The organism is Leucothrix arctica (assembly GCF_003172895.1).
Classification (GTDB): domain Bacteria; phylum Pseudomonadota; class Gammaproteobacteria; order Thiotrichales; family Thiotrichaceae; genus Leucothrix; species Leucothrix arctica.
Genome location: NZ_QGKL01000033.1, coordinates 14,693 through 26,904 on the forward strand (window position 1 = coordinate 14,693; position 12,212 = coordinate 26,904).

At 43.7% G+C, this 12,212-nt stretch carries 10 protein-coding genes; 9 read left to right on the plus strand and 1 reads right to left on the minus strand.

Features of this window, described 5'->3' with window-relative positions:
* The first annotated feature begins 1 nt into the window (after position 1).
* The 6 genes from DKT75_RS22380 to DKT75_RS12155 all read left to right on the plus strand — a co-directional run bounded on the left by DKT75_RS22380 (position 2) and on the right by DKT75_RS12155 (position 4,683).
* Positions 2-136 (plus strand): hypothetical protein, encoded by a 135-nt coding sequence (locus DKT75_RS22380; protein ID WP_281271423.1) that lies wholly within the window; start codon positions 2-4, stop codon positions 134-136.
* A 58-nt stretch (positions 137-194) separates the two neighbouring features.
* Complete coding sequence (gene cobO / locus DKT75_RS12135; protein ID WP_109823706.1) at positions 195-800, plus strand: cob(I)yrinic acid a,c-diamide adenosyltransferase; 606 nt, start codon at positions 195-197, stop codon at positions 798-800.
* 1 nt (position 801) lies between these two features.
* The gene (locus DKT75_RS12140) at positions 802-2,100 is read left to right on the plus strand and encodes a cobyrinic acid a,c-diamide synthase CobB (RefSeq protein ID WP_109823707.1); all 1,299 of its coding nucleotides are present in this window, start codon (positions 802-804) and stop codon (positions 2,098-2,100) included.
* Between the two features lie 80 nt (positions 2,101-2,180).
* Positions 2,181-2,633 carry a YtoQ family protein gene (locus DKT75_RS12145; protein WP_245923194.1) on the plus strand — a complete coding sequence of 151 codons (453 nt, stop codon included), beginning with the start codon at positions 2,181-2,183 and terminating at the stop codon, positions 2,631-2,633.
* A 110-nt stretch (positions 2,634-2,743) separates the two neighbouring features.
* Positions 2,744-3,937 carry a cobalt-precorrin-5B (C(1))-methyltransferase gene (locus DKT75_RS12150; RefSeq protein WP_109823708.1) on the plus strand — a complete coding sequence of 398 codons (1,194 nt, stop codon included), beginning with the start codon at positions 2,744-2,746 and terminating at the stop codon, positions 3,935-3,937.
* On the plus strand, positions 3,934-4,683 hold the full coding sequence (locus DKT75_RS12155) for a precorrin-6A/cobalt-precorrin-6A reductase (protein WP_109823709.1): 750 nt from the start codon (positions 3,934-3,936) through the stop codon (positions 4,681-4,683). Before DKT75_RS12150 ends, DKT75_RS12155 begins: the two co-directional genes overlap by 4 nt.
* A gap of 178 nt (positions 4,684-4,861) precedes the next feature.
* On the opposite strand, the gene DKT75_RS12160 is transcribed toward DKT75_RS12155, so the two are convergent.
* On the minus strand, positions 4,862-7,447 hold the full coding sequence (locus tag DKT75_RS12160; protein WP_109823710.1) for an EAL domain-containing protein: 2,586 nt from the start codon (positions 7,445-7,447) through the stop codon (positions 4,862-4,864).
* Positions 7,448-8,018: 571 nt separating this feature from the next.
* Between DKT75_RS12160 and DKT75_RS12165 the strand changes: the two genes are divergently transcribed.
* Genes DKT75_RS12165 through DKT75_RS12175 form a run of 3 tightly spaced genes read left to right on the plus strand, consistent with a single transcriptional unit; the run spans position 8,019 to position 12,159 of the window.
* A complete protein-coding gene (locus tag DKT75_RS12165) occupies positions 8,019-8,903 on the plus strand; it encodes a hypothetical protein (protein WP_146201364.1) in 885 nt (294 codons plus the stop codon).
* Between the two features lie 29 nt (positions 8,904-8,932).
* The gene (locus tag DKT75_RS12170; RefSeq protein WP_109823712.1) at positions 8,933-10,186 is read left to right on the plus strand and encodes a thiolase family protein; all 1,254 of its coding nucleotides are present in this window, start codon (positions 8,933-8,935) and stop codon (positions 10,184-10,186) included.
* Entirely contained in the window at positions 10,183-12,159 is a 1,977-nt protein-coding gene (locus DKT75_RS12175; protein WP_109823713.1) for a 3-hydroxyacyl-CoA dehydrogenase NAD-binding domain-containing protein, read from the plus strand. The genes DKT75_RS12170 and DKT75_RS12175 overlap by 4 nt, the downstream gene beginning before the upstream one ends.
* Positions 12,160-12,212: the final 53 nt, after the last annotated feature.

The following is a 12,212-nucleotide window of genomic DNA, read 5'->3' on the forward strand; positions in this document are numbered from 1 at the left end:
TATGGAAGAACCAAAACAGAACGATACTAAAAAAAGCCCAATGCAAATCATTGCGTACCTTGTTGGTATCGGCATTATATTATTCATCTTGTTTGGTATTGGTTTTAGCTTATGGGGCATTGTTAATACAATGTGATACCCAGTAAACGCACAATAAAACCCACTAATACCTTAGAAAATACTAGGAACACACCATGTTAAGCCCAGAACAAAATGCACGCTACGAAGCACGAATGAAGCGTAAAAAAGCCATCGTCGATGAGCGTATTGCTAAAGCAACAGAAGAGCGTGGCGTCTTGATTTTGCTGAAAGGAAACGGCAAAGGAAAGAGTAGTTCAGCATTAGGAACAATGGCTCGCAGTGTTGGCCATGGCAAAAAGTGTGGTGTGATTCAATTTATAAAAGGCCGTGATGCAACGGGTGAATTTCTGTTTTTTAAAGATCACCCAATGATTGATTGGCATGTGATGGGACACGGTTTCACATGGGAAACACAAGACCATAACGAAGACTCACTCGCTGCTGAAAAAGCATGGGCGATTGCCGCAGATATGTTGAATAACCCCGAGTACGGTTTGGTTGTATTTGATGAGATGAGCTACCCGCTAAAGTATAAAAATATTGCGGTAGAGCCTGTCGTTGAAGCGTTACTAGCACGCCCTGAGATGCAAAATGTGATCATCACTGGCCGCACAATGCCCGATGAGTTGATTGACATTGCTGATACGATCAGTGATGTGAAGGATGAGCGTCATGCCTTTAGACTAGGTGTGAAAGCTCAAGCTGGGATTGAATACTAAAATGACCGTCTTATGCCCTGCACTATTTCTCTCAGCCCCTGCGTCTGGCCAAGGTAAAACAACCATAACCGCTGGCTTGTCTCGCTACTTTAAAAACCAAGGTAAAACCGTTCGTGTTTTTAAAACAGGCCCGGACTACTTAGACCCACAAATACTCGCGCAAGCATCTGGCGAAGCCGTTGAGCCGCTCGACTTATGGATGGCTGGCGAAAACGACTGCAAACACAAACTTTATGAAGCGGCCAAAGTCGCTGATCTCATATTAATAGAAGGTGCGATGGGCATGTTTGATGGTGATCCATCAAGTGCTGACTTAGCAGCAACCTTTGGTATCCCAATTGCTATCGTCATGGATGTTAAAGGCATGGCACAAACAGCCGCTGCACTCGCCTCTGGCTTGGCGAACTTTCGTAACGACTACCAAGTTGCTGGTTTAATTGTGAATAACTGTGGATCAGAACGTCATTCACAGTTAATACGTGATGCGCTGCCTGAAAGTTTGCCACTCATTGCCGCGCTGCCTCGTAACCCAGAAGTTACCTTGCCTGAGCGTCACTTGGGTTTAGTGCAGGCTGCTGAAATACGTGATGAGCTTGAACAATGTATTGAGCGAGCAGCTGTTTGGATTAAGGATGCGGGGTTAACTGAGTTACCTGCACCTGTCGCTTTCGAACCGACTGAAATCCCTCAACCTAAAAAGTTACTTCAAGACAGACAAATTGGCATCGCAAAAGATGAAGCATTCTCTTTTATCTATGACGCAAACATAGAGCTACTTGAAGCGATGGGCGCTGAGTGTCATTACTTCTCACCTATTCATGACAGCTATTTACCTGAAGTTGATGCCCTGTGGTTTCCCGGCGGCTACCCTGAGTTACATGCGACAAAGCTTGCTGAAAATGACTCAATGGCGATCGCTATTCGTGAGTTTTTCGAAGCGGATAAAACCATTTTAGCTGAGTGTGGTGGCTTCCTTTACACCATGGAAACACTGACCGATTTGGAAGGAAACATTTACCCTATGTTAGGGCTGATGCAAGGTCATGGCGCAATGCGCGGACGCAGTGGTTGCCAAGGTATGCAAACAGCGGTGCTTCCTGAAGGTGACGTTCGAGCACATGCTCACCATCGCTCCAGAAGTGAAAGTACACCCGAGCCAATTGGCCACGGTAGGCGCCAACGACATCCCGCACCTGGCGAAGCTATTTATCGCGAACGTGGTTTAACCGCGACTTACTTACATTTATTTTTCCCGTCAAATGCAGAAGCTGTCGCGAGTATGTTTTCCGCTCAAGACTAAGTACGCTTAAAGACGGCTATTTACAAAAATCATCCACGGCGCCTCTGCAAGTCTTTTGCGCTTAAACAAAGGATCATAAAATGAACACACAAATTCATTGGACAGTTTACCTCTCAGGCGAGATTCACTCCGACTGGCGTGAGCAGCTTGAGGCAGGCGTAAAAGAGTTAAACCTACCTGTTAGTTTCACCTCTGCAGTCACCAATCACGAAGCGAGTGATGCGGCGGGTGATTTACTTATGGAAAATGAGAATGCTTTCTGGCGTGATCATCAGTCGTCTAAAGTGAATGCTATACGCACCAAAAGTTTGATCGAAATGTGCGATATTGCCGTGGTTCGCTTTGGTGACAAGTACAAACAGTGGAATGCAGCATTCGATGCCGGACAACTCGCTGCGCTAGGTAAACCCTACATTACGCTTCATGATGAGAAGATTATTCATCCACTGAAAGAAGTGGATGGTGCAGCAATGGCTTGGGCTAAAACACCTGCGCAAGTTGTTGAAATATTAAAGTATGTAACAACGGCCTAGTACTACTCAACGGCCAATGGAAATTAGAGTATGCATGCCGCTTAGCCGTAAACTTGCTATTCGCATCACGCTCGCGCCATACTCTAATTTCATTGATTTACAGCATACCTATGAAGCCAGAAACTGACGAACAAGCTCGCCCTCTCAGAACCGGACTAACCACCGGAAGCTGTGCCACTGCGTGCAGCGTCGCAGCAGCGCATTATCTGTTTGCAGATGTAAAATCTGAGTCAGTGGAAATTACGCTTCCTAAGGGAAAGCTAGTGAATATGCCCATTACGGCATTGAGTAAAGCAGGTAATAGCGCAACCGCTTCAACGATTAAAGATGGCGGCGATGACCCTGATGCAACACATGGTGCAACGCTATCTGTCTGTATAACGTTAGTAGACTTGAACGAGGCTAGTTCTCTTGCACAAGAAGACCTGCCAACAGGAAAAGTCGCTCACTCCAAATCAGCGATACAGGAACCAGAAGTACAACCCGATACAAGTAACCTCTCCCCTGTCATTTTCAAAGCAGGTGAAGGTGTGGGTACTGCCACTCGCGAAGGTTTAGTCATTCCCGTCGGACAACCTGCCATCAATCCCGTTCCTCGTAAAATGATCCGTGAACACTTACGTGAATTAGCGTCACAGTATGAGTACAACGGTGGTTTTGAAGTCACTGTCAGCGTTGCTGATGGCGTAAACATCGCGCTGAAAACGATGAATGGCCGACTCGGAATTTTGGGTGGCATCTCTATATTAGGGACAACTGGCATTGTTCGACCATTCTCTTGTGCCGCTTACATCGCCTCAATCCACCAAGGTATTGATGTCGCACGCGCAAATGGTGAAGATCATATTTCAGCATGTACTGGCAACAGCAGTGAAACGTTCATCCAATCACAATATGACTTACCTGATATGGCAATGATTGAAATGGGTGATTTTGTGGGCGCTGTACTCAAATATTTACGCCATAACTCGGTAACGAAACTCAGCATTTGTGGTGGCTTTGGTAAGTTAAGCAAACTAGCTAATGGCCACTTAGATTTACACAGTCGTGTTTCAACGATCAACTTTGACTACCTCGCTGACTGTGCTGTTTCTCTTGGCGCAAGCGACGCCTTGATCCAACAAATTAAGTCATCCAATACGAGTATTGAAGCACTAAAACACTGCCAAGCTAATAACATCGACTTGGCTGGCAAAGTTTGCGAAGACGCACTTACTGTTGCTAAAAAGACGATAAAACAGGATATAAGCGTGGAAGTCTGGGCCGTTAACCGTGCGGGTGAAAAGGTTGGATTTGCACAATGAAACTACAGATCCTTGGTGGTACAGGTGATGCAAAGCAACTCGCAATAACACTTCACAACAGTGGTATTGAAGTCATCTACAGCATCGCAGGCATTGTTAGGCAGCCTGACTTACCTTGTGAAGTATTGAGTGGCGGCTTCAGCAAACGCGGGGGGTTAACGCATTACATCAGAGAAAACAAAATAACCGCCCTAGTCAATGCCACACATCCTTTTGCTCAAAAAATGAGTCTTGCGGCTCAACGCTCAGCGGAGCAAACAGGTATTATGTTTTGGCGCTACCAACGCCCTGACTGGCAAGCTACCGAAGAAGATAGTTGGTCTTTTTATGAGGACTGGGGACAATTGCTACGACAGCTAAACACCTTCCATTCTGTTTTCCTAAGCCAAGGTCAGTTAACAGAGAGCATGCTTGCCGCATTACTTATGCACAGAAAGACACCTCAACACTTTCTGCACCGCACAGCCGTGATTCCCTCTCATGCAACACCTGACTGGATGTCATGGGAACATGGCATCGGGCCATTTAACTTGGATCGTGAGTTAGCGTTACTTCAGCATTACAAAATTGATGCGATTGTGAGTAAGCATAGTGGTGGTGCACTACCCAGTAAAATACTGGCGGCAAGGGCATTAAAGCTTCCGGTGTTTTTGTTAGAACGACCGTCATTATTAGCGTCGAAAAATGAAATATGCGATCTTGCTAAACTGACAAACGCCATCATTACTCACGCAAAGTCAGTCTAAATCCATTCAGCTTTTATTCACACTTATCCCCAGAGCCTGTGGACAAGTGTGTGCATACTCAAGCAACAACCGTTTTTTCTCTATATAAATCATACTGACAAAGCTAGTTGATTAAAAAACAACCAATACGGATAACTTACATCAGAATAATTTTTCTACACCGCTAAATGGCACAATACTACGCAACAGATGGCTCTGCTAATAAGCGTCTTTCGCCTTCCAAACTCTTAGTTAAAGCATTAAAGGTCATCGGACGTCCCTTCAAAAAGCCTTGCGCATATTCACAACCTTGCAGCGTCAAATAGTCAACTTGGTCGATAGTTTCGACGCCTTCCGCGACCACATCTAGCCCAAGTGAGTGTGCCATTGAAATAATGGCATCCACTAAAGCGCGATCTTCTTCATCCTCCATCAAGTCTGCGATAAAACTACGATCTATTTTTAACGTATCAAAAGAGTATTTACGTAAGTAACTCAGCGATGAAAAGCCCGTTCCAAAGTCATCCATCGCTAATTTAATCCCCATCTCGTTTAATGATTGAAGTGCATCAGTAATAAATCGATGACCACTCATCAATACCCCTTCTGTTATTTCTAACTCAATTAAAGTGGGATCTACTTTAAACGTTTGAATGGTATTCTTTATAAAAGGGATCAAGTTAAGATCATGGAATTGACGCGGGGAAAGGTTGATGGCCACGCTAATCTCAAATCCTGAGTCTGCCCATGCTTTCATGGATCGAAGCGCTTCAAAAATAACAAACTGTCCTAACTCAACGATCAAGCCAGAATGTTCTGCAACCGAAATAAACTCATCAGGCGACACCTTCCCAAGCTCTTCATTTTCCCAACGAACTAGCGCTTCAACACCTGTCACTCGATTATTACGTAGATCAATTTTGGGTTGGTAGTTTAAGCTAAACTCATCACGGCCTAAGCCTCCGCGCATCTGCTCTTCTAACAACAAACGGCGAGAAACACCTTCACCCATGTCAGGTGTAAATAGCGAGTAAGTATTGCGCCCCAACTTTTTCGAGTGATACATCGCGGCATCAGCATTTCTCAAGACTCCTGACGACGTAGTGGCATCCTCTGGATAAAATGAAAGACCGATGCTAGAAGTTAAAACAATCTTCCGGCCATCCACTGTGAAGGGGTCACGGAAGCATAAAACAAGCTCCTTTGCCAAAACCTTAGCTTTCTCAACAGACTCAAGCTCTCTTAATAGAACGATAAACTCATCACCACCCAGACGACCCACTGTACCGATGTGATCAATCATACCTCGTAGTCGCTTAGCGGCTTCTACTAACAACAGGTCCCCTGCTTCATGGCCCATTGAGTCATTAATTTTCTTAAAGTCATCCAAATCAAGAAACATGACGCCAACCATCGCACCCTTCTGTTTCGCCACGCTCATATACTCAGTCAGACGATTCAACGAGAGCAAACGATTTGGTAGACCAGTAAGCGAATCATAATGCGCTTGATGACGTATTTCTTGCTCCGACTTAACACGGTCAGTCACATCCGTAATCGACATGGTCATGAGCATATTATCGCCGGCTTTGGTTTTACCTAGTCGCATTTCAACTGGAAAAACTTCGCCATTTTTACGGATGGCGTTACGGATTACTTCTTCTTCAAAGAGGCTATAGCCCCCTTTCGTTTTGGAAAATACTTTAAGTTTACGTTTGTAATTAACTCGGTCAGCTTTTGGTATTAACATAGCGACTGATTGACCGATCATTTCATTACATTTAAAACCATAAATCTTTTCAGCTGCCAAATTAAATAGGACAACATCAAGGTTTTGATCAACTGTAATAATCGCCGTCGCACTGATATTCAGTAAGTTAAAATAGCGATCTTGGCTAAGCGTTAATTCTGTTACTGCCGACGCTAACTCTTGTTGCTGCTCATCTTTTTTTATCAAAACACCCTGAAAGGTCGTCAAGGCTCCGACTATTTGCGTTAAATCTTGGCTTTTTACATCAGGTAGTTCGATGTCTGTATCGCCCTTAGCGAGCGAGATAATAGACTTGTTAATCATTTCGATGGCTTTAGATAAGTGCCTTGAAAAGAACAGCGCCGATAACAACATAAGCGACATCAGTAATAATGAAATTAGCGTTGTCATCGTCTGGTTTGACTTAGCCGCAGTAAAAGTACGTGAGCGTTGCTTTAACTTAAGCGTATGGAGTTTTGATAACGTCAGGAAAATATCATTCAAGTCCCGCATTATTGTATCAGCGCGCTGAAGGTACTGATTTTCCTCTTCTGCATCATGCTTATGATTGTGATTAGAGAATGAAACAGAGAAATCAATCGCTGCAATCACTTCCCTTTTGTACAAGCCGAGTAGATTTTTGATCTTCCCAAGCAAGTAATCAATATCACTTTTTGGAGCGTACTCACTAATATAGTAGCTACTATCATGAGTCCATAAGCTGAAGTACAGCTCTAGCTCTTCATATTCTAATAGAAACCTTTGCCCTTCTTTAAACAATTCTTGTGGATTTTCATCGACCTCTGAATGAATCAGCAAGTCATGCAAATGACTATTGTGCTGAGACAGTAAAACCATCGCGCGAGTAGCTTCCGCAAGCTTGGGTAACTCTGTGTTATGAAGGTCTGTCAGCAATTCTGAATGGTCATTTATTAAGACGTAGCTCTTAAAAAAGATAACGAGTGTCAATATAAGGCCTATAGCGGGCGCTATAAGAAAGCGAGAACGTAATGATAGTGAGTTAAGTTTAAACATAGCCACCAACCGGATTAGACAGCACTAATTGCGCCTTGAACTTGAGATACATCAAAACAAGGTTGGATAAGCATAATTTTTCGCTAGTCTTCACTGCTCTCGCTCCATTTCCTTGTTACTGTTAGAAATAAAATCGTCGTTATTTTTATTATTTACACATACTACCTTGACTCAATTGAGCTTCAGAAGCTTATATTATCGACAACCGGCTATCATTTTATACTCATCGTAGTAATTCCTAGCTGAATGCCTCACTACATTCCGTCTCATAGCCCAGGAAAAATTCACACATGACGCTCTAAAACCGTTATAAAGTACTTTGGTAATTAGTAGCGAAAAAAGTAACCATTATTTAAATTAATCATCCGACAACAATGAACACTAAATATACATTTCTCACCTTAAAATAACTATTTTTCATTGACTAACGCCTCATCAAATTTGATAATTGCATCAGAAATAAACTTCTTTGAACTCAACACGGACTAGTCCGAACATAAATGTGCCCCGAGCAGTAAAAGCTGTGATTTTATGTCTCTAACTAACGTGCACTTAACCGAAATCGGTATTCATGCGTGTAATGGGAATGTTGGTGATGTTAGTCATCGCCATGTTTATAATATTGTTAGGATTTATGTCATTTTCAGGCCAACAGGTCGAACTGCCATTAACTAACGCTTCTGAGAGTAATCAGCTACAACCTCCTACCGAGGTGGCTAGCGAGTCCCTTGCTATCCCAGATAAACAAGCCCTACAGTTCCAGTACCTCCAAGAACAACTCAATAACGAACGCACTGAAACCACCCTCAATTACCAAAAACAAATAGAAATGCAGCGGTTGGAGTATGGCAACCTCACCGAACAACAACGCCTACTGCATGAAAAGTCACTCCAAGAAAGCGCCCAACAAAATACATTACAACTTAAACAACAAGAACTTCAGAAAGATTACATGCAAGGCCAACAAGCGCTAAGCAAGCTAGAGTCAGAAAAACAACATGAAGCAGAGGTAACCCATACTCTTCTTTCATTTGAAAAAGAAAAACAACAAATGACTCAAGCCCATGAAGCGGCATTAGCTATCCAAAAGGCGGATGCAGAACAACGCTCAATGCTCAACATTGCCTTGATATTTTCTACTATTATTATTAGCTCCAGCGTTGCTTACTTCTTTGTTTCTAGCCTTAAGGTGAAGCGAGAAAAAGAACTGGCTAAAATAGAATACGATAAGCTCTTCGCGCTTAAACAACAGGAATCAATGCAAGCAACTCGCATAAAAGTCCTCGACTCTATTGCTGATTTACCTGGCCCAGATAAGAAAGAAATTATAGAGGGCTTAGTCGGCCTAAATAGAAGCTACGATGTATTGGAAAATAACACTCAACAGAATCCCCCAATTGAGATCGAGCTCACCGACTTAACACCGCCTCAAATGCAGCCTGTTAGTAAAATATAACCCTAAAAAATCCACTGGAATAAACAATCGTGCCCTTGCCCCCCCAGCAACCGGTTTACTTAGTAGATGGAACACGCACACCCTTTGATCGCCGACTGCGCCGCGACTCTTCTGGTGGCAATGCCTATACTGCTCAAGACCTCCTACATATTGCTGCACGTGACTTACTCAGCCGCCAACCTTTTGACTCAACAAAAATTGATAATGTAATCATGGCAAGCAGTCAGACGCTTGATTGTTCAAGTCTGGCAGAGGACGCAGCACGACGTTTACGCTGTACTAATGCGCTGACGCCACAAACCTTTTCAGGTAATGAGGGGGTCGGCATACAAGCATTATCGTACGCTTACCAAGCCATTACTTCTCAAGGGAAATCGTTAGTATTGTTAGGCGGTGTTGAAGTCGTCAACGCGCCGTTAATCTCAGCTAGCGACGAATTATCTGAGTGGTTTCAAGTATGGAAAAATGCTTCCAGTATTTCTGCAAAAACCAAGGTATTTAACACGCTACACACTAGCTACTTTCGTCAACGCGCCATGCCTAGCGATACACCTAACGAACGCTATACTCGCCACCAAAGCCAAGCAGAAGCCGCAGCGAACCAATCCCAAATAAGTTTAGACGCTCAAGCAGAGTACGTTAACTTGAGTCAACGTCGTTTAAAGTACGCCCAACGAAATAACACACTATGCAATATCGTCCCCGTTTATTACCTTGATGGCAGTAGTCGCAGCTCAGACGAAAACGTTATTACCCTTGACCCTGAGTCGCTCAAACAAGCCTTGCAAACCAATCCTGAAGCTACCGGTTTAGTGACACAAAACAGCGTGGCACAAGCAACAGAAGGCGCTTGTTGTTTGCTACTTGCTAGCCAAGCATTTATCGATGAATACAACATAACACCACTGGCTCAGCTATTTTCGCCAAACACGAGCGCGTGTACTGATGCCATTGAAGCCTCTCTAAATAAGCATGATTTAACCAGTGAAGAGATTGATTATTGGGAGTGGGATGAGGCATCAGCCGCCGAAATATTGGCGCTTAAACAAAAACCGCTATTTAAGTCATTAAGCAGCTTTGACCGAATTAACTTAGACGGCGGCTGCTTGGCTACGGGCAACCCATTTGCCGCCGGACAATTACGGAATATTTTGCAGTTATCTCACACTTTGCAGCGTAATAAGGGGGAATACGGTGTTTGCCACTTTGGCTTTAATAGTCAGAACATCAGTACCATTTTATTACGCAATGCCATAGGTGACACAGCAGGTAGAGACACATGAGCCAGTTTCAGCACCTGACGCTCAGCCAAGGCGCTCACGAGATTGTGCTATTGCGTATTGATGTGAAAGACAGCCCAACAAATATCCTTAGCCTTGCAGTGCTGAAGGAGATAAATGAGGCGGTTGGGGGAATTCGTGATCAAGGATTTAAAGGACTGGTTATTAGCTCAGCCAAGCCTAATCACTTTATTCAGGGCGCTGATACGGCAACACTTTTAAGCTTAAAAACACCTCAAGCGGTAGATGCTTATATTAACTTAGGCAGTCAAGTTTGCCGCCGTATAGCAGAGCTACCTTTTCCAACGGTAGCGTTGATTGAAGGTAGTTGCTTAAATTCGGGTTGGGATATCGCACTGAGTTGTCAGCGACGTGTCGCTAGTTATGAGGCCACAGTCAACTATGACTATTTTCAGCAAGGTTACTATTCCGGCTTTGGTGGTATCACTCGTCTGATTACACGTATTGGGTTACGCGATACTTTGAGATTTTTATCCAAAGGTGAGCAAACTGCTGAACAACTGAAAGCACTCTCACTGGTAGACCACCGCACACCAAGCTACCAAACACAGGCTGTCATTGACCAGTTCTTTCAACACTTACGAGAGTCTGAAAACACCACGCCTTATGTTGCCAAGACTCACCGTTCAAATTCTTTAATTCCTAGACATCTACTGCTGCTAGCTCTAAAAAAACAGGATGCGTGTTTAGCTAAATCGCCAAGCGAACAGCAAGCCTGTGCGAGTATCATCGACACGTGGAGTGAATACAACATCAGTGAGGACGCTTATTTAGCCGAAACAAAGTCGGCGATTAAGCTACTGCAAAGCCCTCTGACACAGTATCACTTGAAGCTTACTCAGCTAAAGCAGCGACTTAATGCAGGCACAAAGAGGCTTGATGGTGGGATCAACCGAGTACACATTATCGGCTGTGGCAGCATGGGTCGCTATATTGCGCGACTGTGCGCTCAAAACGGCTTTATTGTGACTTTGTATGACACGCGAAATAGCGCATTAGAAAAGCTATTACCTGAGCTAAACCAGTATTTTACTCAGCAAAACATTGCTCAAACTGAAAGACAGCGCATTACTGACAATATCAACCTCAGCCCAGAAAACTATTCGCTGCCACATGCTGATATCGTCATTGAAGCCACCCCAGAAGTTTGCCTTGCCAAAGCGTCACTGCTCAAAGATATCGAATCTAGCGCTAAAGACACTGCACTTCTGCTAACTAGTACTTCGTGCTTCCCTCTGGAAGAACTATCAAAAAATATGCAAACACCGAGTCGCTTAGCGTTATTTAACCCCTATAACCCTTGTTTTAAGAGTGACTTAGTTGAGGTTAGTACAACGGGGGGCAATCAACACTTAGCCACTATTCAGTCCTTTGCTAAGTCGTTATCTCTAACGCCAGCTAAGGTAAAAAGTGCAACGGGCTACCTCGGTACTCGCTTGATGATGGTATTCCTCACGGAATCAATGCTGATTCATCAGGCACGTAACAGCATCATATCCATCGATAAACAGGCCTTAAAAATGGGGATGTGTCATGCGCCCTTTGAGCTAATTGATGAGATAGGTATCACCGAGTGTTTACGTATTGCAGAAGCATTGGCAGATAGGCGTGGTATTGATGTACCTAATATTTTGATTCAAAAGCACGAACAAGGCTTGGTGGGTAAACGTTCAGGCTCAGGTTTTTATCGCTATAAAAATGGTGTTAAGCAAGACGGCTTACTAAACAATAAGCTAACGACGTCGACTAACAAAATCAAAGTATCTGTCACAGAACAGCGACTTATCGAAAAGATCATCAATGAAGCACGGGCTTGTTTAAAAGAAGGTATTGTTGAAGATGAAGACATTTTAGATTTAGTAGCAACAATGACGACTGGCTTTCCAATGCAACATGGTGGCCCACTTAACTACTTAAAAGCACTTAAAGCTGCAAACAAAACCCTCACAAAATAATTGCGGGGTCGCTCAAACAGGTAAGTGATATTATACTCGCCTGCTACTTCATA

Coding starts and splice junctions, on each gene's coding strand:
- cobO (WP_109823706.1), top strand. CDS start 195: ATGTTAAGCCCAGAACAAAATGCACGCTACGAAGCACGAATGAAGCGT.
- DKT75_RS12175 (WP_109823713.1), top strand. CDS start 10,183: ATGAGCCAGTTTCAGCACCTGACGCTCAGCCAAGGCGCTCACGAGATT.
- DKT75_RS22380 (WP_281271423.1), top strand. CDS start 2: ATGGAAGAACCAAAACAGAACGATACTAAAAAAAGCCCAATGCAAATC.
- DKT75_RS12140 (WP_109823707.1), top strand. CDS start 802: ATGACCGTCTTATGCCCTGCACTATTTCTCTCAGCCCCTGCGTCTGGC.
- DKT75_RS12150 (WP_109823708.1), top strand. CDS start 2,744: ATGAAGCCAGAAACTGACGAACAAGCTCGCCCTCTCAGAACCGGACTA.
- DKT75_RS12155 (WP_109823709.1), top strand. CDS start 3,934: ATGAAACTACAGATCCTTGGTGGTACAGGTGATGCAAAGCAACTCGCA.
- DKT75_RS12145 (WP_245923194.1), top strand. CDS start 2,181: ATGAACACACAAATTCATTGGACAGTTTACCTCTCAGGCGAGATTCAC.
- DKT75_RS12165 (WP_146201364.1), top strand. CDS start 8,019: ATGCGTGTAATGGGAATGTTGGTGATGTTAGTCATCGCCATGTTTATA.
- DKT75_RS12160 (WP_109823710.1), bottom strand. CDS start 7,447: ATGTTTAAACTTAACTCACTATCATTACGTTCTCGCTTTCTTATAGCG.